Source organism: Streptomyces sp. SM11, assembly GCF_002910905.1.
Classification (GTDB): Bacteria; Actinomycetota; Actinomycetes; order Streptomycetales; family Streptomycetaceae; genus Streptomyces.
In genome coordinates this window covers 23,890-47,882 of the sequence record NZ_NEUE01000184.1, presented here as the reverse complement: position 1 = coordinate 47,882, position 23,993 = coordinate 23,890, and the positions used below count along the sequence as shown (strand labels likewise).

18 protein-coding genes and 3 pseudogenes are annotated in these 23,993 nt (G+C 70.9%); 11 read left to right on the top strand and 10 right to left on the bottom strand.

Going from position 1 to position 23,993, the window contains the following annotated elements; translation table 11 throughout:
- A partial coding sequence (locus B9S58_RS16930; protein WP_103532932.1) for a glycosyltransferase family 2 protein occupies window positions 1–884 on the bottom strand: 884 nt, incomplete at its 3' end.
- A 69-nt stretch (window positions 885–953) separates the two neighbouring features.
- Between B9S58_RS16930 and B9S58_RS16925 the strand changes: the two genes are divergently transcribed.
- The 3 genes from B9S58_RS16925 to B9S58_RS16915 all read left to right on the top strand — a co-directional run bounded on the left by B9S58_RS16925 (window position 954) and on the right by B9S58_RS16915 (window position 5,039).
- Window positions 954–3,167: a PI-PLC domain-containing protein gene (locus B9S58_RS16925; protein ID WP_103532931.1), complete on the top strand. Its 2,214-nt coding sequence runs from the start codon at window positions 954–956 to the stop codon at window positions 3,165–3,167.
- A 157-nt stretch (window positions 3,168–3,324) separates the two neighbouring features.
- Entirely contained in the window at window positions 3,325–4,305 is a 981-nt protein-coding gene (locus B9S58_RS16920; RefSeq protein WP_103532930.1) for a metallophosphoesterase, read from the top strand.
- The gene (locus B9S58_RS16915; protein ID WP_103532929.1) at window positions 4,302–5,039 is read left to right on the top strand and encodes a 4'-phosphopantetheinyl transferase; all 738 of its coding nucleotides are present in this window, start codon (window positions 4,302–4,304) and stop codon (window positions 5,037–5,039) included. Before B9S58_RS16920 ends, B9S58_RS16915 begins: the two co-directional genes overlap by 4 nt.
- 66 nt (window positions 5,040–5,105) lie before the next feature.
- Here B9S58_RS16915 and B9S58_RS16910 read toward each other — a convergent pair whose 3' ends face one another.
- The 3 genes from B9S58_RS16910 to B9S58_RS16900 form a co-directional block, all read right to left on the bottom strand.
- Entirely contained in the window at window positions 5,106–5,684 is a 579-nt protein-coding gene (locus B9S58_RS16910; protein WP_103532928.1) for a histidine phosphatase family protein, read from the bottom strand.
- Between the two features lie 65 nt (window positions 5,685–5,749).
- Window positions 5,750–6,418, bottom strand: coding sequence for a hypothetical protein (locus B9S58_RS16905; protein WP_103532927.1), 669 nt, complete (start codon window positions 6,416–6,418; stop codon window positions 5,750–5,752).
- 113 nt (window positions 6,419–6,531) lie between these two features.
- On the bottom strand, window positions 6,532–6,897 hold the full coding sequence (locus tag B9S58_RS16900) for a M48 family metallopeptidase (RefSeq protein ID WP_103532926.1): 366 nt from the start codon (window positions 6,895–6,897) through the stop codon (window positions 6,532–6,534).
- Between the two features lie 147 nt (window positions 6,898–7,044).
- Here B9S58_RS16900 and B9S58_RS16895 point away from each other — a divergent pair, with 147 nt between their 5' ends.
- The 3 genes and pseudogenes from B9S58_RS16895 to B9S58_RS16885 form a co-directional block, all read left to right on the top strand.
- On the top strand, window positions 7,045–8,010 hold the full coding sequence (locus tag B9S58_RS16895; RefSeq protein WP_103532925.1) for a pirin family protein: 966 nt from the start codon (window positions 7,045–7,047) through the stop codon (window positions 8,008–8,010).
- Between the two features lie 539 nt (window positions 8,011–8,549).
- Window positions 8,550–8,716, top strand: a pseudogene (locus B9S58_RS40225) (IS5/IS1182 family transposase); the annotation flags it as partial.
- A 77-nt stretch (window positions 8,717–8,793) separates the two neighbouring features.
- Window positions 8,794–8,949 (top strand): annotated as a pseudogene (locus tag B9S58_RS16885) (IS5/IS1182 family transposase); the annotation flags it as partial.
- A 25-nt stretch (window positions 8,950–8,974) separates the two neighbouring features.
- Here B9S58_RS16885 and adhE read toward each other — a convergent pair.
- Both adhE and B9S58_RS16875 read right to left on the bottom strand, forming a co-directional pair.
- Window positions 8,975–11,617, bottom strand: coding sequence for a bifunctional acetaldehyde-CoA/alcohol dehydrogenase (adhE, locus tag B9S58_RS16880; RefSeq protein WP_103532924.1), 2,643 nt, complete (start codon window positions 11,615–11,617; stop codon window positions 8,975–8,977).
- 220 nt (window positions 11,618–11,837) lie between these two features.
- On the bottom strand, window positions 11,838–12,485 hold the full coding sequence (locus B9S58_RS16875) for a CBS domain-containing protein (RefSeq protein WP_258044649.1): 648 nt from the start codon (window positions 12,483–12,485) through the stop codon (window positions 11,838–11,840).
- 431 nt (window positions 12,486–12,916) lie between these two features.
- Between B9S58_RS16875 and B9S58_RS38020 the strand changes: the two genes are divergently transcribed.
- Complete coding sequence (locus B9S58_RS38020; protein WP_181009341.1) at window positions 12,917–13,144, top strand: hypothetical protein; 228 nt, start codon at window positions 12,917–12,919, stop codon at window positions 13,142–13,144.
- 570 nt (window positions 13,145–13,714) lie between these two features.
- Here B9S58_RS38020 and B9S58_RS16865 read toward each other — a convergent pair.
- Window positions 13,715–14,984 (bottom strand): annotated as a pseudogene (locus B9S58_RS16865) (nitrate/nitrite transporter).
- Window positions 14,985–15,310: 326 nt separating this feature from the next.
- Here B9S58_RS16865 and B9S58_RS16860 point away from each other — a divergent pair.
- Window positions 15,311–15,733: a pyridoxamine 5'-phosphate oxidase family protein gene (locus tag B9S58_RS16860; RefSeq protein WP_103532921.1), complete on the top strand. Its 423-nt coding sequence runs from the start codon at window positions 15,311–15,313 to the stop codon at window positions 15,731–15,733.
- Window positions 15,734–15,792: 59 nt separating this feature from the next.
- On the opposite strand, the gene B9S58_RS16855 is transcribed toward B9S58_RS16860, so the two are convergent.
- From B9S58_RS16855 to B9S58_RS16845, 3 genes are all read right to left on the bottom strand, one after another.
- Window positions 15,793–16,812 carry an Acg family FMN-binding oxidoreductase gene (locus B9S58_RS16855; RefSeq protein ID WP_103532920.1) on the bottom strand — a complete coding sequence of 340 codons (1,020 nt, stop codon included), beginning with the start codon at window positions 16,810–16,812 and terminating at the stop codon, window positions 15,793–15,795.
- Window positions 16,813–17,196: 384 nt separating this feature from the next.
- Window positions 17,197–18,402 (bottom strand): globin domain-containing protein, encoded by a 1,206-nt coding sequence (locus B9S58_RS16850; protein WP_103532919.1) that lies wholly within the window; start codon window positions 18,400–18,402, stop codon window positions 17,197–17,199.
- 270 nt (window positions 18,403–18,672) lie between these two features.
- The gene (locus B9S58_RS16845; protein ID WP_103532918.1) at window positions 18,673–19,665 is read right to left on the bottom strand and encodes an Acg family FMN-binding oxidoreductase; all 993 of its coding nucleotides are present in this window, start codon (window positions 19,663–19,665) and stop codon (window positions 18,673–18,675) included.
- 431 nt (window positions 19,666–20,096) lie between these two features.
- On the opposite strand from B9S58_RS16845, the gene pflB reads away from it, so the two are divergent.
- The 3 genes from pflB to B9S58_RS16830 all read left to right on the top strand — a co-directional run bounded on the left by pflB (window position 20,097) and on the right by B9S58_RS16830 (window position 23,876).
- Window positions 20,097–22,355 (top strand): formate C-acetyltransferase, encoded by a 2,259-nt coding sequence (gene pflB, locus B9S58_RS16840; protein ID WP_103532917.1) that lies wholly within the window; start codon window positions 20,097–20,099, stop codon window positions 22,353–22,355.
- Between the two features lie 8 nt (window positions 22,356–22,363).
- The gene (gene pflA, locus B9S58_RS16835) at window positions 22,364–23,089 is read left to right on the top strand and encodes a pyruvate formate-lyase-activating protein (RefSeq protein WP_103532934.1); all 726 of its coding nucleotides are present in this window, start codon (window positions 22,364–22,366) and stop codon (window positions 23,087–23,089) included.
- Window positions 23,090–23,183: 94 nt separating this feature from the next.
- Window positions 23,184–23,876 carry a response regulator transcription factor gene (locus tag B9S58_RS16830; RefSeq protein ID WP_103532916.1) on the top strand — a complete coding sequence of 231 codons (693 nt, stop codon included), beginning with the start codon at window positions 23,184–23,186 and terminating at the stop codon, window positions 23,874–23,876.
- Window positions 23,877–23,993 lie beyond the last annotated feature (117 nt).

Sequence of the window (23,993 nt, the reverse complement as noted above, 5' to 3'; positions counted from 1 at the left end):
CCCCGCCATCGGCCGAGGGCGGCGCGGGCCGCGGTGCGCGCGTACGGAGCGACCATCAGATACGGCGCCCACGGCCAGGTGTGCCGCAGGCAGTACACCCACCACTGGCGGGGCGGCAGCTCCCGCGCGGAGGTCACCCGGCGCAGCGCCTCCCGGACGCCGATCCCCGGCTCCCGGGAGGCGGGAGCGTCCGGTCCGCCCACGCACTCGCCGGCGTGCCCCGGGGCAACGAACGCGCTCACACCGGCCCGCCGCGCGCGACAGCCGTGGTCGTAGTCGCCCATCCGGTGCCGGAAGGCCTTGTCGGGGTCCCCGACGAGGTCGTACACGGCACGGGACAGCAGGACCACCTGCCCGTCGTACGTGTCGCAGGGCTCGGGCCGGTGCTCGCCGGGCTCGACGAGCGCCAGAGACCTGCCCCGCCGCCCGGAGCACACCGTGTCCCCGTACGCGTTCCGCACCGCGCCGACGACGACCGCTGCGGACTCGGCCGCGTCCGCCGTGCGCAACAGCGTCACCAGGGCGTCCGGGAAGAGTTCGACCCCGTCGTCCAGCCACAGCTGATGCGTCCACGGATGGCTCGGTCCGCCCGGTGCCACATCGAGCGTGCCGCCGCCCCCGCCGCCGCTGCGGCTGTTGCGGCTCGCGATGCGCAGCGCCTGGTTGCGGGGGACGTCAGCGCCCACGGACATGACCTCCACCGTCGGATGCCACAGCCGGACCGCCTCCGGCGTACCGTCGGTGCTGCCGGTGTCCACGAGATGCACGCCCAGCGTCGTCCCGGCGGGGAGCCCGCGCTGCTCCTCCAGGGCGCGCAGCGCGGAGAGAGTGCGCGAGCGGCGGTCGTGACTCGTCATCAGCACGGCCAGGTGGACGGAGTGCACAGCGGGCTCCTCAGCTCCTGAATCTCATCATTCATGCATAGAAGCTGATATTCCGCATAGGCTGGGCGGGTGAGCGCCGAACCGACCGCGAACCCGGCCAGGCCCGTGCCGGGCTCCGCGTCCCCGCGCCGGTCCGGCCGTCTCGTGCCGGCGCTCGCCTTCCTGCTGGCTGTCCTGTGCGTGACGACGGTCGCCCTGACCTCGACCGTCCGCTCCACGGTCGCCTCGCCCGGCTTCTACCAGGCGGTGCTGGACGAGGAGTCGGCCTACGACCGTCTCTACAGCGAGGTGCTCGTCGACCCGGATATCTCACCCGTCACCCGCGACCTGCTCGCGCACCTGCCCGTGCCCGAGGCGCTGGTGACGTCGAACATCAAGGTCGTGCTCCCGCCCGCCACGGTCCGGGCCCTGACCGAACAGCAGATCGACGAGATGACCGGCTATCTGCGCGGCGACCGCGACGAGCTCCGGCTGACCATCGACCTGGCCCCGGTGCTGGAGAACCTCGCCGACCTCGCACGCGTCTACTTCGGCGACCTCGTGGCCCATATCCAGGGCAGCGACCGGCCGGACTTCGAACGGTTCACCGCCGACCTCGCCACGGCGCTCGACGCCCTCAAGGAGGGCCGGGCCCCCGAGCTGCCCGCGCTGCCGCTCACCGAGGACCAGGCGGACCGCGCCACCGACGCCCTCCTCACAGCCGTCCCCGAGCAGGAACGGGCGGCGCTGCGCCCCGAGATCGAGGTGGCCCTGGGGGAGGGGGACGTGTCGACCGCGCTGGCGGCCACCGCGGCCGCCGCTCTCTCCGACGGCTCACGGAGCGCGGTGGCCGACCTCCGTACCACCCTCCAGGACGGTACGTGGGACCTCACCCACACCCTGACCGCCGCCGGTAACGACCTCACGGCCCTGGAAGAGGCACGTGACCACATCCGGCTCCTGACCCACCTCCAGGCCCTCGCCGTCACCCTGGCCCTGGCCGCTCTCGTGACACTCTGGTTCACCGGCCCCGCCGCCCCGCCCCGACGGCTGATGCGGCTGGGACAGGCGCTCGCCTGCGCGGGAGTCCTGACCGCCGCCGCCGTGCTCGTGGCCCGGCTGATCACCGGGGGCCGCCTTCTCGCCGTCCCGTCCTCCTGGGCCCCGAGCGTCTCCGCGCTCGTCGACGACCTCCAGCGCAACGCCGTGGCTCAGATGGCGGCCACCGGGCTGAGCGCCGCCCTCACGGCCCTCCTCGGCGGCGTACTCCTCACGGGCGGCGGCTGGGCTCTGCTGGTGCGCCCGGGCCGGATGCCGACCCCGACGGCGGTGCGCACGACGGCGGCGGGCGTGGCCTGCGCCGCACTGGCCGGCGTACTGGTCGTGCCGCCCGTGTTCGGCCCGTCCGCACCCCGCCAGTGCCTGGGCAGCAGCCGCCTGTGCGAACTGCGCTACGACGAAGCCGCCTACCTCACCGCGCACAACGCCATGTCCACCACCGCCGACCGGTTCATCGGCCCCCTCCAGGACCCCGACATCACCACCCAGCTCAACACGGGCGTCCGGGCCCTCCAGCTCGACACGTACCGCTGGGAGAGCCCGCAGGACATCGCCGCATGCCTCGATTCCCCCGAGTTCACCCCCGAGCAGCGGCGCCTGATCTCCGGCGCCATCGACAGCGCGAACCCGCCGCGCGAGGGCCTGTGGCTCTGCCACGGAGTCTGCCGCGCCGGGGCCATCGAACTGGTCCCGGCACTGGAGGACATCGGCGACTGGCTGCGCGCCCACCCCACCGAGATCGTGACGCTCATCTTCCAGGACGACATCAGCCCCGAGGACACCGAGGAGGCGTTCCGCGCCGCCGGCCTGGACGACCTCCTGCACACCCCCTCGGCGGACCCGGACGCCCCGTGGCCCACCCTGGAGGAGATGATCGACAGCGGCCGACGACTGGTGGTGTTCGCCGAGAAGGCCGACGGTCCGGCGCCCTGGTACCGCAACTTCTACCGGTACGGGATGGAGACCCCGTTCGCCTTCCGGAGCCCCTCCGAGATGACCTGCGCGCCGCACCGGGGCGGCACCGGAAAGCGGCTCTTCCTCCTCAACCACTTCATCACGAACGCGGGCGGCAGCCGTCTGGACGCCGGCCGCGTCAACACCCGCGACCGGGTCCTGGAACGGGCCCGGGCGTGCGAGGCGGAGCGCGGCAGTCCGGTCACCTTCATCGCCGTCGACTACACGACGGTCGGCGACGCGCTCGGTGCGGTGAACGAACTGAACTCCCGCCGGGCGGACCCCGGCTGACGACACGCCCCCCGGCCGCGACCCCGCCCCGGCCGACGTGCCCGCCGTCCGAAACCCCGGGGGAACCGCGAGGGGAGCGTGAGAGGCTACGTTCCCAGCGGCTCCCCACCGTGCGGACGGAGCCGGACCACTGCCGACAGATCGGGAATCAGCGCCCATGCCTCCTCCGAGCGACCCCGCACCGCACGGTGCTCCCGCCGCCGTTCCCTCCCCCGGCGACGGGCACCCACAGCAGGGCGCGGGCCGTCTGCTGGCCGTGAGCGACCTGCACGCGGCGGTGACCGACAACCGGCCCGTCGTGGAGTCCCTGCACCCGACGTCCGGCGCGGACTGGCTGATCGTCGCGGGCGACGTGGCGGAGCAGCCCGAGGACATCCGGTGGGCGCTCGCACTGCTCGCGGAACGCTTCGCCCACGTGATCTGGACCCCCGGCAACCACGAGCTGTGGACCGTGAACAAGGACCCGGTCCAACTACGCGGCCAGGCCCGCTACGACCACCTCGTCGAGCTGTGCCGGGGCCTCGGAGTGACGACTCCGGAAGACCCGTTCCCGCGCTGGCCGGGTCCGGACGGACCGGTGGCGATCGCGCCGCTCTTCCTCCTGTACGACTACACTTTCCGCGCCCCGGGAACGCACACGAAGGAGGAGTCGCTCGCTGTCGCGCACGAGTCCGGCATCGTGTGCAACGACGAGTACCTCCTTCACCCGGATCCCTATCCGACCCGGGACGACTGGTGCCGCGCCCGGGTCGCCACCACCGAAGGCCGGCTTGCGGAGCACGACCCCGAGATACCCCTCGTCCTCGCCGGACACTGGCCGCTCGTGCGGGAACCCACGTCGGTGATGTGGTACCCGGAGTTCGCCCAGTGGTGCGGCACCGAACTGACCGCCGACTGGCACCGCCGCTTCAACGTCACCGCCGTCGTCTACGGCCACCTCCACATCCCCCGTACGACCTGGTACGACGGGGTGCGCTTCGAGGAGGTCTCCATCGGCTACCCCCGGGAGTGGCGCGAGCGGGGACACCCGCGCGGCCTGCTGCGGCAGATCCTCCCGTACGAGGGCGAACCCGCCCCACCGGCCCGGACCGGCGCCGAACCGACCGCACAACCGCGCACCCCCGGAGGCACCTCGTGATCGAGCGGCTGCTGCCCGCCGACGTGTCGTGCGCGGCGACACGTGCGGAGAGCGTCCCGGACGGAACCCTCTTCCCGGAGGAGGAGGCACTGGTCGCCAAGAGCGTGGCCAAACGCAGGAACGACTTCGCGACGGCCCGCGCCTGCGCCCGGCGCGCCATGGCCGGGCTCGGCCTGCCGCCCGTGCCCGTGCTCCACGGTCATCGGGGAAGACCGCTGTGGCCCGAGGGAATCGTCGGCAGCCTCACCCACTGCGCCGGGTACCGGGCGGCGGCGCTGGCCCGTGCGACGGACGTGCTGTCGCTGGGCATCGACGCGGAGCCGCATGCCCCGCTCCCCACCGGCGTACGGGAGTTGGTGACGCTGCCCGCCGAACGCGAGCGGACCGGTCCGCCCGCGCCCGAAGGCCCGGACGAAATCCACTGGGACCGGATGCTGTTCAGCGCCAAGGAGAGCGTCTTCAAGGCCTGGTATCCGGTCACCGGCATCGAACTCGACTTCATCCAGGCAGATCTGACGTTCTGTCGAACCAGCGTCCCGGACAGCCCGGGCCGCCCGGGCGTTGTCGGCGGTCCTCGGGGCGGTGCTGCCGCCGAGGGCGCCTTCGCCGCCCGTCTGCTGCTCACCGACCCGGCACTGCCGACGACGCTGCACGGGCTGTGGCGGATCGAGGACGGCATCGTCGCCACGGCCGTGCTGGTCCGGTCCGACTGGCGGGACAGCGAAGCGCTGTGACGTTCGGCGGGTCGGGGAGCGGCGGGCGGGACGTTCAACTGCCCTGGAGGCGGCGCGTCGTGGCGTTCAGCCGGCCGGGGTGGCCAGGTGGCGGCCCAGTCCCACGTTCCACCGGCCTGGCCGACCGCTGGGTTCGGTCAGCGTCAGCCAGGCGACGTCCAGCCGCCAGAACGCCTCCGCCGGCAGCCGCAGACCATGGACGACCGCCGCCCGGACGACGGCGGCTTCGGCCACCGCCAGGAAGTTCGCGCCGGGTGCGCCCGCTCCGCCGAGGGAGTCCAGCCATGTGCCGACCCTTCCGGCCGGATCGCGCAGCGACTCGCCGCTGTGCGGAGCCGCCGAGGGGGCGCCGAGCCAAGCGGTCACCCGCTCGGGCTCGGCGGCGGCCACATCGTCGAGGCGGCGGCCGGCCCGGCGCGTCAGGTCCCGGCGCGTCAGGTCCCGGCCGGCCTGGGCCGGTTCGGCCCGTGAGGCCAGGCCGGGCACCGTGGTGGTTTCGCGGCACCGCCCGGAGGACCCGCTCAGCGCGAGCCCGGTTCCCGGCGTCAGGCCTGCCGCCGCCCACGTGCGCTCCCGGCCGAACCGGCCCGGGGGAGCGTCGTCGCAGCGGGCCTCCCGCGGCGCCGCGTTGACCGCCGGTGAGATCTAGCACCCGTCCGGACACCTGATCCGGAGCACCGGGGCAGGCCATGGAGGCATCGGGGCGGTCATCAGGACGCGGGGGAGTAGGCGTCGTGATCACGCAGGCCGTCCTCCGAGCGGCGCGCCGCGTTCACGACGATCCGGTCGAGGGCCTTCCGCACGTCGTGTTCCGTGCTTCCGTGCGGTGCGTACGCGGACACCGTGAGCACGAGGTCGCCGTTCCAGAGGAGGAGGGTGCGGCCGGGGCGGCCCTGTTCGTCGGCCGGTATCGCGTAGGCGGCGTCGTGGACCTTCTCGGGCCCGCGCCCGTGGGCACGGTCGAGATCCTCCTTGACGCGGTACGCGTGACGGGCGGGCTCGGTGTCCTCGTACACCGAGGCGGTGGTGCTGAGCTTCCATAATGTGCCGTCCGGGGCCTTCAGGTCCGCGAGGCAGCCGGTCCGGCGGTACAGCGGCCGCGCACCGTTCTCGCCGATGTCCTCCCGAGCGTCGGGGGAGGCGGGTCCGGTGGTGCTGCCGAGGGTGAAACCCTCGGCAGGCTCCGCGCCCGCGAGCGGCTCGCACGGTCTGCTGGTCCAGCTGTGGGTCCCCGGCGGGCGGGCGGTCCGCTCCGCCGCCTCCCCGGTCCTGCCGTCACCGTCTCCGCCGCCGGAGCAGCCGGCCGAGGCCGCCACCGCCAGCCCGATGAGCGTGGCTGACCGTGCCCGGCGTAACGCGGCACTCCCGGATCCCCGCATCTCCCCACCCCTTCGTCCTGGAGATCCCATTGTCCGATGCCCGTAACGGCGGGTAAAGGAGACCGGGCCCGCACCGATGGGTGCGGGCCCGGCAGGTGATGAGGGGCGGCGGTTCAGGAGTGGGTGGCTCCGGGACCGAAGTCGCCGGTGAGGGCGGCGGCCATCCGCAGGTGTGGCGCCGCGTCCGCGGACCGCCCCTGGCGCTCCAGGGTCCGGCCCAGCATGAGGCGCGCGTAGCTCTCCACCGGGTCGAGCTCCAGAACGGTCCGCAGCTCCTCCTCGGCCTTCCCCAGCCGGGCGGAGTGGTAGTAGGAGCGGGCCAGCAGCAGCCGGGGCGCGACCTGCTCCGGCACTTCCTCGACGAGTCCGCCCAGGATCCGTGCGGCCGTCAGGTACTCCCTGGCTTCGAAGAACATCTGCGCCCGGTCCCACCGGTCGGCGGCGGTGCCGAACTCGTAGTATGTCTCGGTCTCGCTCACGTGTCCTCCTTCGTGTGGTGCGGACCGCCTCCGGACCGCCCCGCCGTACGTTCAGCCATGACAACACCGCGCACTGGTTGAACATTCCACTAAAGTTCTGGCGTGGGACCCGATGCTCCACGCCCCTACGGGAATAGGTTGGGCGCCATGAGCAACCTCGATCGCCAGGCCACTCCCTCCGTCTGCGGAGGGCGCGGCTTCGTCGTCGCCGAGCCCGCCCGTGAGCTTCTCGCCCCCCGCCGCGTTCAGCTCGGCGAGGGCACCGAGGTCCGCCGTCTGCTGCCCAACCTCGGCCGGCGCATGGTGGGCGCCTGGGCCTTCGTGGACCACTACGGACCCGACGACATCGCCGACGAGCCCGGCATGCAGGTCCCGCCGCATCCCCACATGGGACTCCAGACCGTCAGCTGGCTCCACGACGGGGAGGTCCTCCACCGGGACAGCCTCGGCAGCCTGCAGACGGTACGCCCCCGCGAGCTGGGCCTGATGACCGCAGGCCGTGCCATCAGCCACTCCGAGGAGAGCCCGAAGGAACATGCCCGGCTACTGCACGGAGCGCAGCTCTGGGTGGCGCTCCCGGAAGCGCACCGCAAGGTCGAGCCGCACTTCCAGCACCACGCGGACCTGCCCGTCGTCACCGCCCCCGGCCTCGCCGCCACCGTCATCATGGGCGAACTGGACGGGGTGGCCTCGCCCGGCACCGCGTACACCCCGATCGTCGGCGCCGACGTGACCCTGACCGGTGGTGCCGAGGCCCGTCTGCCCCTGGACCCCGACTTCGAGTACGCGGTCCTGTCCATGTCGGGCGAGGCCCAGGTCGACGGCGTCCCCGTGCTGCCCGGCTCGATGCTCTACCTCGGCTGCGGCCGCACCGAACTGCCCCTGCGCGCCGTCTCCGACGCCGGGCTGATGCTCCTGGGCGGCGAGCCGTTCGAGGAGGAGCTGGTGATGTTCTGGAACTTCATCGCCCGATCCGGTGAGGAGATCGTACAGGCGCGAAACGACTGGGAGAAGGGCTCGCGGTTCGGTGAGGTGCGGGGCTACGACGGTGCCCGCCTACCCGCCCCGGAACTGCCCACGAGCCCGCTGAAGCCACGTGGACGAGTGCGCTGACCTGCGGAAACCTGTCGACGGTCTGGTCGTGCTTCAACTGACGGCCGCCATGCTGGGCCCCGATCCGTATCCCGTCCTGGTGCTGGGTGCTCGGGGGCCTACTGAGCCTTTTCCATCTTGATCAGCTGGCGGGTCCAAGAGCGACGACGGCTCAGACGAGTTCGGTGATGCGGGTGGTGACGCAGTGAAGCTTCCGTAGGAGCCGTCAGCATCTGAAGGGCACCATCGCGCGGTTGCTGAGGCTGCGGATCTTGGCCGGTCCGGTTGGGGCAGCGTGGCCAGGCGCATCGCCCACGCGCTGCTCGTACAGGAGCTGAACGGTAGCCCTGCATGCGGCCGGGCCCCTCCGGGGCCGAGTCGGTGCTTCTGGCGGCGGGGTCTACTGGGCCCCGTGGCGGTCTTCGGGACCGGCGGGGCCTGCCCGGTGCTCCCTGGAGGAGCTCCTGGGAGGTGGTCGGCGTTGCGGCATGCCTTCCGTCTGCCCATTGTTTCCCAGGTCAGAGCTTGCTTCACGGCCCCGTCGCTGCTGGCCGACTCGTCGACCACGCACCGGGGACAGGGCTGACGCACACGCCTGCGAGAATCGGACCGGCCCGCCCTGGAGGCCGGGACAACGGGCATCGCATACGGCGCCTATCGGGGCACCAGGTTGATCATCCCGCACCGCAGACGAGCCGGACGCCCACTTCTGCGCGGCCAGGCAGACCCGGAGCACGTTGGGCGAGCAGGTCGACGGCCGCGCTGCGGAGGGATGAGAGGCTTCGCGAGCTGCCACGACCCGTCCAGAACCGGCGCCACGGCGTGACCGCGCAGGTCGTCACCGATCCCGGCCGCCAGCTGCTGTGGCTCTCGCCCGCCCTGCCGGGCCGCACCCACCACCTGGCCGCCGCCCGCACCCACCGGATCATCCGGATCTGTGAGCGCCGGGGAGTCCCACTTCCGCGCGGAGATGACCGCCCCGTGTTCAGCCGTAGTAGGCCGTGCGCATCAGCTCCCGCATGTCGTCCAGCATCGGCATACGGGGGTTGGCCGGTGCGCACTGGTCCTCGTAGGCGTTGAGGGCCTGCTGCGGCAGCGTGTCCAGGAATGCTCGTTCGTCGACTCCCAGCGCCTTGAACGTCGGCTCGATGCCGACGGCGTCACGCAGGCGCTCGACGGCCGCGGCGAGGGACTCCACGCCCTCGGCCGGTGTCGTGGCGGGCAGGCCCAGGGCGCGGGCTATGTCCTGGAACCGTCCGGGAGCGCGGTAGTCCTCGTACTTGGGCCAGCCGGTCAGCTTCGTCGGGATGGTGCCGTTGTAGCGGATGACGTGGGGGAGCAGCACGGCGTTGGTGCGCCCGTGCGCGATGTGGAAGGTCGCACCGAGAGTGTGGGACATGGCGTGGACGATGCCGAGGAACGCGTTGCCGAAGGCCATGCCGGCGATGGTGCCGGCGTTGTGCATCTTCTCCCGGGCTTCCGGTGCGCCATCGCGGTCGGTGACCGCTGCCTCCAGGTGGCCGAAGACCAGGCGGATGGCGTGCAGCGCGAGGCCGTCGGTGAAGTCGTTGGCGTAGACCGACACGTACGCCTCGACGGCGTGCGTGAGGGCGTCGAAGCCGCTGTCGGCAGCGAGGGCCGGGGGCAGGACGGTGGTGAGGAGGGGGTCGATGATGGCCACGCTGGGCGTGAGCGCGTAGTCGGCCAGGGGGTACTTCTTGCCGGTGGCGGGGTCGGAGATGACGGCGAAGGGAGTGACCTCGGCTCCGGTGCCGGAGGTGGTGGGCACGCAGACCAGTCTGGCGAGCTTGCCCAGGGTGGGGAAGCGGAAGGCACGCTTTCGGATGTCGGAGAACTTCTGCCGCATGTCGGCGAAGTCGATGCCGGGCTGCTCGTACAGCAGCCACATGACCTTGGCGGCGTCCATGGGGGAGCCGCCGCCGAGCGCGATGATCGTGTCGGGGCGGAAGTCCCGCATGAGGCCGGCGCCGTGCTGGACGGAGCCGATGCTGGGTTCGGGCTGGACGTTGTCGATGATCTGGAGGGTGACCGGTTCCCGGCGCTGCTGCAGTACGCGGCTGATCCGGTCGACGAACCCGAGGCGGGTCATGGTGGCGTCGGTGACGATGGTGACGCGGTGGACGTCGAGCATGGAGGTCAGGTAGCGGATGGCCTGCGGTTGGAAGTAGATCTTCGGTGGGACCTTGAACCACTGGAGGTTGTTGCGGCGGGCGGAGACGCGCTTGACGTTCAGCAGCTGGGCGGCGGAGACGTTGTTGGAGACCGAGGTGCTGCCCCAGGAGCCGCAGCCCAAGGTGAGTGAAGGCAGCAAGCCGTTGTAGATGCCGCCGATCGCACCCTGGGAAGAGGGGGAGTTGACGATGATCCGTGCGGTCTTCATCCGCATGCCGTACGCCTCCGCCACGGCCGCGTCTTCCGTGTGGATGACGGCGCTGTGACCCTGACCGTGGAAGGCGACCATGTCGGCGGCCAGGCCGAAGCCGTGACGTTCGTCCTCGGCCCGCAGCACCGCGAGAACCGGGCAGAGCTTCTCGCGGGTCAACGGCTCGTCGGGACCGACTCGGTCGGCCTCGACCAGGATGACCGAAGTGTTTTCTGGCACCGAAAACCCGGCCCGCGCGGCGATCCACGCGGGACTCTGTCCGACTGCGGCGGCGTTGACCTTGGGCTCGCAGCCGGCACCGGAACCGCCGGTGGCGGGGAACAGGAAGGTCTCCAGTTTCGCCTTCTCCTGCGGGGTGGCCAGATGGGCGTGCAGGGTGCGGAACTCGGCGAGTGCCGTGTCGTAGATCGCCGTGTCCAGGATGACGGCCTGTTCGGAGGCGCAGATCATGCCGTTGTCGAACGACTTGGACAGCACCAGGTCGTTGACGGCCCTGCGCAGCTTGGCGCTGCGGTGGACGTATGCGGGGACGTTGCCGGTGCCGACGCCGAGCGCGGGCTTGCCGGCCGAGTAGGCGGCCTTGACCATGGCGTTGCCGCCGGTGGCGAGGATCAGGGAGACCCCGGGGTGCCGCATCAGCGTGTTGGTCGCCTCGACGGAGGGGGCCGCGATCCACTGCACGCAGTGCTCCGGTGCACCGGCGGCGATGGCCGCGTCCCGTACGACGCGGGCCGCTTCGGCGCTGCACCGCTGGGCGGAGGGGTGGAACGCGAAGATCACCGGATTGCGGGTCTTCAGCGCCATCAGCGCCTTGAAAATCGTGGTCGAGGTCGGGTTGGTGACGGGGGTGACCGCAGCCACCACACCCACCGGTTCCGCGATTTCGACCATGTCCTCGATGTCGTCCCGGCCGATGACCCCGACGGTCTTCATATGACCCATGCTGTGCGTGACGTGCTCGCAGGCGAACATGTTCTTGGCGGCCTTGTCCTCGAAGAGCCCGCGTCCCGTCTCTTCGACCGCCAGACGGGCCAGCGCGGTGTGTTGGTCCAAGGCTGCGACCGACGCCTTCTTGACGATGTGGTTGACCTGTTCCTGGGTGAGGCTCTCGTAGTCGGCGAGTGCCTTGAGACCGGCCGCGACCAGACGGTCCACGGCGACCTCGGCGTCGGACGGCGCGTCGGTCTTGACGCGGTCCTCGGTCCGCACGTCCTGTCGGGTCATGGTGAGGTGCCTCCGTTGTCAGGGGCCGCCGTGGTGTACGGCGGTGCCGGCCAGGAGCGGTGCGGCGGTGACCCGCGCCGCTCTCTGCCCTCACTGTCCTTTGGGCGCCGACTGGTGCGGGAGGACCTGGAAGGCCTTCGTCGACGCCGTCCGGCCCGCCTCGGTGGGGACCGTCGGCCCAGCTCGCCCGAGCCGCCGCTCGAGGCCGTTCGCCGCGGACTCATCCGCTCCCGCTGCGAGCGGGGCCGGCCGGTTCCGCACAGTCGTCGACGCGGAAGCCCAGGCCGTTCACCACGCCGATCACGCCTTCGAGGCGCCAGGCGGCGTAAACGATCTCCGGTATCCGTGAACGCAGTTCGACCTGGCCCGCGAGAGTGATGACACCGTCGCGAACAGAGACGAGGGCCGCGTCGGACGGCAGCCCTTTGGCGCCGCCGATGACCTCCTCGGTCACCTCTCGGCGGATGTCTTCGTCCGCACGCAGGAAGACCCTCAGAAGGTCGCGGCGGGTGGCGATGCCGATCAGGCGGTCGGCCTCGTCCACCACGGGCAGCCGCTCGACGCCGCGGCGTTCCATGAGCCGGGCGGCGTCCGGCACGGACTGCTCCGGGTGCACGGTGATGGCCGGGCTGGACATTAGGTCCTGCGCGTTCACGGCCAGGGGCGGAGCGGAGCCTTCCCGGTACGCCTGGGTGCGTACCAGGTCGCTTCCGGACAGGACACCGACGACCTTGTCGTCGGCGTCGACCACCGGCAGTCCGCTGATCCGGTGGTGATCGAGCAACCGCACGACCTCCTTGAACGGTGTCGTTGGGCCGGCCTGCACGACGTCCCGTGTCATTACCTCACCGACAGTGCGAGGGGTCACGATGCATCCTCCTTCACGAGCAGGGGCGAAGAGAGCCGGAGCCGATGGCCGAATCCGGCGCCTCGCCACACCTGGCAGGCGCCGCGTGGCGCCCGTTTCTGCAAGCCGCCTCGACACGGGGACTCGCGGTCGTCCGATGGGCGCCGCAGCGGTGAGCACGTGGAATGCCCGCTTGGTGGCGGAGGTTTCACGGGCACCGAAGTGCCGGGCGGTCCTGTGCTCCACTCCCTGTGACTTCTCTAGACTGCCGCGCTCCCCAGCCACCTGCCAGGGGCGACCTGGCCCTGGCCACAGGGCCGAGGAGCCCTGTGTCTCACCTGTTGTCCGCCAGCCTCGGTCCCCTCCTGGGCGGCCCGGCCGACCTCCGGGCGTGCCTCCGGTGCGCGGAACGACGAGCAGGAGACGTAGTTCAGTCCGGCCGTGGGGGAGAAGTGCACCGAGTCGGGTCTCCGCCCGGGGGTGCCACCGGCAAGGAGTCTCTCGGCGACGGCCTCGCCGAGAGCTCGGACCTGCATGGCGCCCACAACGGCGAAGCAGCCGAACGCAGGGCCAGGATCGGAGTCCGCTTCCGTAAGCAGCAGGACGCCGAGGTCATCCTCAGAATGCCCGGCATGGGGCTGATTCCCGGAACGGAGCTCGTTGCCGCGGACCTGCAGTGACCTCACCGCTTTCGCCGACCTCGACCGCTTGGCCGGGTTCGCCGGCTCGGCCCCGTTCCCCTGGGACTCGGGAAACTCAGCGGGGGCCTGCGCAGGCCCCCGCCGCCACCACCGCGGCCCTCCACCGCGCTTGCGTATCTCCGCGCAGATCGGCGTGTTCTGCTGCCCCTTCTCGAAGGCCTACTACGACCGGAAGCGGAAGGAAGGCAAAGGACGCAAGCGAAGGGCCGAATCCGGGCAGGCCAACCAGCACACTGCAGCACGATTGTGTTACGAGGTCCTCCGGCTGAAGAAGGAGCTCAGTCCGTGCCGTCCGTGCCTGCCGCCTCCGTCAGCTTCTCGAGTTGTGCGGCGATCACCTCGTCCGGGGCCTCGCCCGCGTTCTTGTGCGCTACCAGGCCCTGCCAGCCGAACAGCACCGGGGCGAAGGCAGCTGATCAGGCGGACGACCTCTTCGTTTTCCACGGGTCAGCCCATCCAGCAAAAGCCGACGACTGGCAGCCGCAGTACTCGCTCACCGGTCTTCTCCCCTCGCTGTCGTTCGGTTCCGTCGGTCTGGGCCGCCGGTCCTTATGCGGTTCTGCCGACCGTGTGGGGCTCGGGCTGCCGGCTGGCGCGGGACTTCCCCTCACCGCCTGCGGACGAGGCGCGGACGGTGGTAAAGGTGAAGGCCAGAGCCCCGGCGGACACGATCGCGAGCAGGACAAGGCCCATCGCGTACGACTCGAACACCCCGGACAGCGACCCCATCACCAGCGGTGGCAGGAACCCGCTCAGTCCGCCCGCGGCGCCCACCACTCCGGTCACCGAGCCGACCCGGTCGGCCGAGGTGCGCAGGGCCACCAGGGCGAAGGTCGCCCCGCTGCCGGCACCGAGTGAGGCGGCCATGGTCAGGAAGGCGATGGTGCCCACGGGGGCCAGGGCGGGGGTGAACGCCTGCGCGACGGCACCGGCTACGACCGTGGCCAGCGAGCCGGCCAGCACTCGGACCGGGCCGATCCGGTCGGACAGCCAGCCACCGAGCGGGCGCATCGCCACCGCGAGGAGAACGAACCCAGCCGTGCGGTTCGACGCGTCGGCCTGGGTTAGGCCGTAGCCGGTCTTGAGCTAGGTCGGCAGGTAGACGGAAGAAGGCCACGTAGCCGCCGAACGCAACCGCATAGAGGGCGGACGCCTGCCAGGTGATGGGCAGCCGGACAGTGGCAGCCAGGCGGCGTGCCGGCGGCTCGGTCGGCACGGTCCGGCCGGGCGCGTTACGGAGCAGGAGAGCGGCGGCCGCGGCGTACACCGCGAGAACCATCGCGGTGATCAGGAACGGTGTGGACATGCTGCCGGCGTCGACCAGCTTCACCGTGGTCAGGGCGCTGATGGCGGTGCCGCCCATACCCGCGCCGAAAACTCCGATGGCAAGACCGCGCTGCTCGGGCGGGAACCAGGCGTTGACGAGCGGAACGCCGACAGCGAAGGCGCTGCCGCCGATACCGAGGAAGAACCCGCCGACGAGCAGGGCGCTGAGGGAGGAGTGCCCGGCCAGGCCGAGGTAGAGCACCGGCACGATGGTGGCCGCCGACACGATCGGGAACACGACCCGTCCGCCGAACCGGTCGGCCAGTGCGCCGACCGGGATCCGGCCCAGAGAACCGACGACGACCGGCACCGCCACCAGCAGCGACTGCTCGAATGATGACAGGTCGAGACCGTCCTTGAACCGTGGGCCGAGCGGGCTGAGCAGCGCCCAGGCCCAGAAGTTGACGGCGAAGCCGACGGCGGCCAGGGCCAGCGTCAGCCAGGCCCGCCCGGGCATCGGCGCATCCGAAGCCGCACTGTCGCTGTACGCCATCGAAGCCTGGACCATGCTGTCCGCCTCTTCCCTTTTGCGTGGTTCCGTGACATGGAGTAGTAGATGATCCGCATGCCTTCTGCCTGCGGATCGGCGACTGCTCAGTCACTGTCGTCCTCGGGGCGCCGGGACGGCATGGGCCAAGGGTTCCTGCCGCGAGGCTGACGGTCCTCCATCGGATCCGGCCGGCCTCCTCGTCGAAACCGCGCCCCGGACTGCTCACACAAGTTGGTCGGAGCGGCGGTTGCGGCCGTCTGCTGCCGGGATATGCAGGTAGGGTCGACCGGCCCTACCCGGCGCCACACCGCGACGCGGAGGATGGTGGGATGCTCGAGAACGACGCCATTCGCATCCTCGACCGGCTGGAATGCCTTCGTCTGCTGGCCAAAGTGCCGCTCGGCCGGGTCGTGTACACGCGGCAGGCGCTGCCTGCGGTCCTCCCGGTCAACTTCTTCCTGGACGAGGACGACTCCGTTCTGCTGTACACCTCGGCGGTCTCCGACCTCGTGCAGGCCATTGATGGTGCCGTGGTCGCTTTCGAGGCGGACGAGTTCACCGCGGCGACCCGATCGGGGTGGAGCGTGGTCGTCACCGGTCGGGCCGGCGTGGTGGCCGAACCCGCCGAGCACGAACGGCTCTCGCAGTCCGGCCCGCATTCCTGGATGCCCGTACGTGACGGGGTCTTCGTGCGCATCGAGTCCGAGTTGGTCACGGGACGCGAGACCACAGGCACGCGCACCGCCGGATGAGGCGGAAGCCGCGGGCATTTCCGAATGCCTCTCCGGTCGGCAGTGCCGACCGGACACGGTCATCCGGGCGTAGCGGTCCCCTCACCGGAAACTGCCGACCCGGGCGTGGAGGGCGATGCGGCGTACGCGACCGCGCGCGGGGTTCGGCTGCCCTCGGGGCCGTACCCGAATCGGATCAGCGACTGTGGGCACCGCTGCTGCGAACGGCTCACCGCCGCCCGCAGATCCATCCATTCCATCGCCTGGTACAGCATGGAGGTGCGTAGCCCGTACGAGGTCGCCGTGAGCAGCACGTGCTGCAGCGCTTGGCCCGCCCTCAGCCAGTCCTTGTGCCGGTCCCGCGCCGTCCACAACAGTGCTACCTGCGCGTGGCGTTCGAAGCGCAGGCCAGGAAGATGCGGCACGGGTAGCTGACCAGCGAAGTCCCGCATCGGTATCTGGCCGGACGCGTCCAGGGCTCCCACCGCGGCGACGGGGATGCCGTACCCGGAGTCGAGTCCTGGGGCGGTGAGCCAGCGGTGCGCCTCCGCCGTGCGGCCGGGGTGGGAGGCGTTGCGGACCTCGCCCGCCTGGGTCAACCGCAGCAGACGCCTGGTCCCCACGATGTCGGGGACCTCAAGACGTGCGCCCTGCATGCGCCCGGCAGCGATCATCTCTGTCACGATCGCCTCAGGCACAGGGCGGCCGGTGAAGGGCATCCGGCTGCTGTGGCGCCGTTCGATGGCCTCGTACAACGGCCGCAAGAACGGGGGCCCGTCCTCGCCGCCCCCGGCCAGGTGCACGACGGCGAGCAGGTCGGGATCGTCCGCGGCGGGCAGCAGCCGGACGACCGGCTCCCAGCCCAGGTGCGCCGCGGCCACCCGGAGATTGAAGACGGCCGCGCCCACAGAGAGGTGGCGGGCACGGAGGTCGGGATCGGTCATCGGTAGCCCCCGTCCGGCAGCGGCACGGACTTCGACCGTCCTGGTGTCCGCGTCCAGGCCGAACCGCCAGGGCTGCGTGTTGTGGATCGACGGCGCGGCCACCGCCGCGGCCAGCAGGGTCTGGACGGCTGTGGCATCGATTTCCCGGATCCTCATGGCGACTCTCCTTCGCAAGCTCTCGCTTGTCACCCACCCTGCGGCACCATCCCCGTGCACGGGAGGGTTGGGCGGCCCCTCCCACCTGCCACACGGCCCCAAACCGTGGTCCTCCTGATCCATGAGTAGGGCGGGACTCACGAGCACAACCCGGAGCAAGGTCGAGTGCGGACTGCAGGCGCGCTTGTGAGAAGCCTCGTATACACCGCCCGCGCGCCGACTTGACGATCTTCCGGGCCGCGTGGGCCTCCGCAGGCGGCTCGTCAAGCAGCCACCTGCGGTCGGCGACGAAGGGCTCGCTCCGCACCACCGTCAGGGCAGCAGCCTGCACAGCCTCCGTCGCTGATCAGGTCGCCGGCCCCACGTCCCCCGTGCCGCCTGCGCTCAGGCTTCCGTGTGGGCCAGCCACAGGTCGGGGCCGAAGACCTCGTAGCGGATATGGTGCGCCGGGACGCCCGACTGGATCAGTTGTGCCCTGACGGTCCGCATGAAGGGCAGTGAGCCGCAAAGGTAGACGCCGGTGTCGGCGGACAGGTTCAGCCCTTTGAGGTCCATCAGACCGGAGTGGGCGCCGGGCTCGGCAGCGGCGTTCTGCTCGTACCAGAACTCTGCCCGGGCAGCGGGCAGGCTGCTGACCAGGCGGTGAATGTCCGAGAGCAAGGCATGGTCGGCCGGAGAACGATCGGCGTGCAGCACCGTGACCGGGCGGGTGGCTCCGGTCGCCGCGAGGTGTTCGAGCATGCCGACCATCGGGGTGCAGCCGATGCCGGCCGAGATCAGCAGCAGAGGGCTGTCCGCCTCGTCGAGGACCACATCGCCGAACGGAGAGGACAGGGTGAGTTCGTCACCGGCCCCGACGGTGCGGTGCAACTGGGTGGACATCTCGCCCTCGGGCGCGTCGGACAGGCTCGCCACCCGTTTCACGGTGACCCGGCGCAGCTGGTCGCCGGGGGCGCCGGACAGGCTGTACTGGCGCACCTGGTGTATGCCGTCGGGCATCCGCATCCTGACGCTGACGTACTGGCCGGCGCGGGCGGGCGGCGCTGGGTCCTCGTCGGCCGGGCGCAGCAGGAAGGAGACCACGTCGGGGGTCTCCTCGCGCCGTTCCACCACCGTCCACTGCCGCCAGGGGTGACGGGGGTCGACCTGCGCCTCCTGGTAGAGACGGGCCTCCTGGGCGATCAGGGCGCCGGCCATGAGCCAGTACACCTCGTCCCAGGCGGCGGCCACCTGCGGCGTGACCGCTTCGCCGAGCACCTCCGCGATGGCTCGGAAGAGGTACTTGTGGACGATCGTGTACTGGTCCTCGGTCACCCCGAGCGCGGCATGCTTGTGGGCGATCCGGGAAAGCAGCGCGTCCGGCCTGGCCTCGGGATCGGCGAGCAGCGCCTGCGCGAAGGCGGCGATGGAACCGGCGAGAGCTCGGCGCTGACCACCGCTGGCCTGGTTGCCGCGGTTGAACAGCCCGTCCAGCAGTTCGGTCTGCTCGGCGAACATGGTGCCGTAGAACCGAGCCGTGATCTCGTCCAGAGCTCCGCCGACGGCGGGCAGGGTTGCGCGGACGACGGCGGCCGAATCGGGCGAAAGCATGGGTCTCCTCGACAAGGTGGCGTGCAGGGGAACTGTGCTCACCATCCTGGCGGTCCTGGTGCCGGGCCAGATGGGCCGATCGGCCTTCCCAGTGGGGCCGACCGGCTCGGGGGCGTCCTGGAGTCGGGCAACGGATCCACCGGCCGGGTCGCACGAGCGCGGAGGCCCTACCGCCCCTCGTCCGGAACGGGACGTGCGTCCTCGCCCGGCTAGCCGTGGCGTCCGCCGGCGCCTGATGCGCGGAAGACCTCACATGTCAGCGTGGCCCGGTCACATGATGTCCAGAACGTCCTTCACCGGGCGGCGAGGGGTGGCCGGGCCTCTCGGGCCGTAGCCGATACGCAGCACCATCTGCACCTGCCCCACGCCCGATCCCGGGTCGCGTACCAGCAGCCGCAACTCCGCGGTCTCCAGCGCGTGGGAGGTCAAAGAGGTCACCAGCTCGGCAAGGGTGGCCTCCAGCAGCACCCGTTCCAGTGCCTGCCCGGCGTGCAGCCAGTCTTCAGGGCCGTCACCGGAGGTGCTCAGCAAAGCCAGGTGCGGGGTGAACTCGAAGGCGGTGCTGCCACGGTCGGCCACCGGTCGACGTCCGGCGAAGTCCCGTACGGGGGCTCTGCCGTCCCGTCTGCGTGGCCCGAAGGCGTACTCGGGGACGCCGTCGACGGCCGTGTCCGCTTCCGGCCCGAGCCGCGTCCAGCGGATGAGGTCCTCGCGGGCGCCGGGGTCCATGGCGTCCCGGCTCTCCGCGTCGCGAACCAGGTCGAGCACCGTCTCGGCATGCCAGGGGCCGGGGAAGTGCAGGGCGGAGGACTCGCGCGTGGCGGCGTCCTGCAGCATGGTCCGTACATCTTCGGGAATATCCGTCTCCGCGAAGGGGTGACGGCTGGTGTGCCGCTGCCGGATCCCCGCGTGCAGCCGCGCCGGGGCATCGTCCCGCTCGCGCCCGGGCTGCTCGGCCAGATGGACGGCGGCGAGCAACAGCGGGTCCCGCGGCTCGGGCAGCAGCCGGACATCCGGGGCGAGGCCCGCGTGCGCGGCGGCGACACGCAGATTGAACAGCGCAGCCCCACAGCCGATGTGCAGCGCCCGGTTACCGGGATCGGAGCGCGGCATGGCCCGCTCGTCATCGGCGTACAGCAGCAGGAGGCTCTCGCCGGTCAGGAAGCGGAAGCACCACGGCTGGGCGTTGTGCATGGAGGGTGCCGCTGTGGCCGCGGCCACCAAGGTGACCACTGTTTCCTCATCGACATGTCGCAATGCCACGCCTCCTCTCTCGGACCGGAACGCGGTCTCCACTTACCGGGTACCCAGTGAGCGGACCGGTGGACACAGCACATCACCGCCATGGTCGCTCCGCACCCTGCGGGCCCACTACGGTGTCCACCTCACGAGAGCCCGTGGCGCCGGGCCATCGGAACAGCGGCGGCCGCCGACGCGCGACGTCCACGGCCCCCGGCCGAACACGCCGGTGGCGGGCGATGCGGGGCACAGACGCTGGAAGCCCATTCGGCTCCGGAGCGAAGACTGCCGCCGGCCGGCTCGCCCCACCGCGCCGGTATCTGTCCGTGGGAGGCCGAAGGTCCCGCCGATAGGGGCCGCACGGGACCCGCCCGGTGCCCTGTCCGGCACTGCTCGCAGCCTGCCCGCACGACGAGCATCGGCAGTGACAAGACCGTCCGACGAGAGGACCTGCGATGACCGCGACGGTGACAGCCGCCCCCCGGACCGCCGACGCCTGGCGACAGTTCACGGGGAGCGGGTGGCGTGAGCGCAACGACGTTCGTGACTTCATCCAGGCCAACTACACGCCCTACGAAGGCGACGCTTCCTTCCTGACGGGTGCCACGGACCGCACGCGGGCGGTATGGGAGAAGGTCAGCGCGCTGTTCCCCGAGGAGCGGCGCAAGGGCATCCTCGACGTGGACACCGCCACCCCCTCCACCATCACCTCGCACGCCCCCGGCTGGATCGACCGTGACCGTGAGCTGATCGTCGGCCTCCAGACCGACGCGCCGCTGAAGCGGGCGATCATGCCCAACGGCGGCTTGCGCATGGTGGAGAACGGGTTGAAGGCGTACGGCTACGAGCCCGACCCGTTCGTTACGCGGGTGTTCGACACGTACCGCAAGACCCACAACGCCGGCGTGTTCGACGCCTACACCCCGGCTATGCGCGCCGCCCGCAGGGTCGGCATCATCACCGGACTGCCGGACGCCTACGGTCGCGGCCGGATCATCGGCGACTACCGGCGCGTCGCCCTCTGCGGTACCGACCGGCTCATCGAGGCCAAGCGTGCCGAACGCGCCGGCCTCGACGGCAGGCCGTCCACCGCGGACGTCATCCGCGACCGGGAGGAACTGGCCGAACAGGTCCGGGCGCTGGGCGAGCTGACGGCGATGGCGGCGACGTACGGTTGTGACGTCAGCCGTCCTGCGGCTACCGCGCACGAGGCCGTGCAGTGGCTCTACCTCGGTTACCTGGCCGCCGTGAAGGAGCAGAACGGCGCGGCGATGTCGCTCGGCCGGACCTCCACCTTCCTGGACGTCTACCTCCAGCGCGATATCGACGGGGGAATCCTCGACGAGACGCGTGCCCAGGAACTGATCGACGACTTCGTCATCAAGCTCCGCATCGTCCGCTTCCTGCGCACCCCCGAGTACGACGCGCTGTTCTCCGGCGACCCGACCTGGGTGACGGAGTCCATCGGCGGCATCGGTGCCGACGGCCGCCCGCTGGTCACCCGCACCTCCTTCCGCTTCCTGCAGACCCTGTACAACCTCGGCCCCGCCCCGGAACCGAACCTGACCGTGCTGTGGTCGTCGCGACTTCCGGACTGCTTCAAGAAGTTCTGCGCCCAGGTGTCCATCGACACCAGCGCCGTCCAGTACGAGTCGGACGACCTGATGCGGACACGTACCGGCGACGACACCGCGATCGCCTGCTGCGTCTCCGCCATGGCGGTGGGCAGGCAGATGCAGTTCTTCGGAGCCCGCGTCAACCTAGCCAAGGCACTGCTGTACGCCGTCAACGGCGGCCAGGACGAGATGACCGGCGATCAGATCGCCCCCGCGATGCCGCCCCTGACCGGTGAGTACCTCGACTACGACGAGCTGTCGGCCGCGTACGACCGCATTCTGGACTGGCTCGCGCAGACGTACGTCGACGCGCTCAACGTCATCCACTACATGCACGACAAGTACGCCTACGAGCGCATCGAGATGGCGCTGCACGACTACCCCGTCCACCGCTTCATGGCCTGCGGCATCGCCGGCCTGTCCGTCGCCGTGGACAGCCTGTCCGCCGTCAAGCACGCCCGTGTCAAGGTCTTCCGCGACCGGACGGGGCTGGCCGTGGACTTCCGGACCGAGGGGGAGTTCCCCGTGTACGGCAACAACGACGACCGTGCTGACAGCATCGCCGTCGACCTGGTGGAGTCGTTCATGGCGAAGGTGCGTGAGCACCCCGCCTACCGCGACGCGGAGCACACCCAGTCGGTGCTGACCATCACCTCCAACGTCGTGTACGGCAAGCACACCGGTAACACCCCTGACGGCCGGCGCGCCGGACAACCCTTCGCTCCCGGCGCCAATCCGATGAACGGCCGCGACAAGCACGGCGTGGCCGCCTCCGCCCTCTCGGTGGCCAAACTGCCCTACGACGCCGCACGGGACGGCATCTCCCTGACCACCACGATCACCCCGGAAGGACTGGGGCACGTCCCAGGGGAACGCGCCGGTCACCTGGTCGGCATCCTCGACGCCTACGTATCCGCGGGCGGCTTCCACATGAACGTCAACGTGCTGAACCGGGTCGTGCTGGAGGACGCCATGGCGCACCCGGAAAAGTACCCCGAGCTGACCATCAGGGTCTCCGGCTACGCGGTGAACTTCGTCCGCTTGACCCGCGAGCAGCAGCTCGACGTGATCAGCCGCACCTTCCACGGAGCACGGTGAGCACCGTGATGACAGGCCGAATCCACTCCTGGGACCTGTCCACCGGCGTGGACGGTCCCGGGACCCGGTTCGTGCTCTTCGTGAGCGGCTGCCCGCTGCGCTGCCGCTACTGCGCCAATCCCGACACCTGGCACATGCGCGACGGGCGGGAGGCCACCGTCGACGAGGTGATGGCGGAGATCGGCACGTACAGGAGCTTCATCACCACGGCCGGGGGCGGGGTCACCCTCACCGGCGGTGAACCCCTGCTCCAGCCGGCCTTTACCGGGACGCTCCTGCGCCGCTGCAAGGAGGCCGGCCTGAACACGGCCCTCGACACGTCCGGACTCCTGGGTGGCCGGGCCTCGGACGAACTCCTCGCCGACACCGACCTGGTGCTTCTCGACATCAAGTCGTTCGACACCACCACCTACAAGAAGCTGACCGGCGGCGCATTCGCCCCCACTCTCAGCTTCGTGAACCGCCTCGAGCGGCTGGGTAAACGTGTGTGGATCAGGTACGTCCTGGTGCCCGGCTGGACCGACGACGCATCCGCCGTCGACGGGCTTGCCGCGTTCCTCTCCGGTCTGGGCTGCGTGGAGCGGGTCGACGTCCTGCCGTTCCACAAGCTCGGCGCCGCCAAGTACGACGCACTGGGCGTCCCCTTCCCTCTGCGTGACACACCGATTCCCGGCCCGGCGCTGGTGGACCGGGTACGGGGTCAGTTCCGCGAGCGTGGGCTCGTGGCCCACTGACGCGGACGAAAGTGGGGCCGACCGGCCCTGGTCCCGGGCTGTCCGAGAAGATGAGGATGTCGGCACACAGGACGAGGCTTACGAGGAGCGGTCGATGGCGCACGGCGAGCAGGACGGCAGCACGGGGGAGCCGATCAAGGTGTTCCTTCTGGACGACCACGAGGTGGTACGGCGAGGGGTGCACGACCTGTTGGAGGACGAACCGGGCATCACGGTCATCGGGGAAGCGGCGACGGTGGAGCAGGCCTTGGTGCGGGTCCCCGCCCTGCGGCCCGACGTGGCCGTCCTCGACGTGCGTCTGCCCGACGGCGACGGGGTGACCGTCTGCCGTGAACTGCGCTCGACGATGCCGGACCTGGCCTGTCTGATGCTGACCTCCTTCGACGACGAGGAAGCGCTGCTGGACTCGATCATGGCGGGAGCCGCCGGGTACGTCCTGAAGCAGATCCAGGGATCGGACCTGGTCACGGCCGTGCGGACGGTGGCCCGTGGCCAGTCGCTGCTGGACGCCAGCGCCACGACCAAGCTCATGGCACGGCTGCGCGGCGGACAGCCGGCCGAGAAGCCGGAGATGCTGCCGGGCCTGACGGACCGCGAGCGCGAGATCCTCGACCTGATCGGTGAAGGGCTGACCAACCGGCAGATCGGGCAGCGGCTGTACCTCGCGGAGAAGACGGTCAAGAACCACATCTCCCGCCTGCTCGCCAAGCTCGGCGTGGAGCGCCGCGTCCAGGCCGCGGTCATCTCCACCCAGGCCCGCGACCGTATGCGACCCGACGGGCGCTGAAGGCGAAGGCCCGGCGGTCGGGCCCCCACGGCTGAGACGGTCCCACGTCCTGCTCCTGTTCGAGCCGTTACTGTGGTGGTACACGGGACGGTTGCCAGGCGGTGTGGCGTTGGAGGA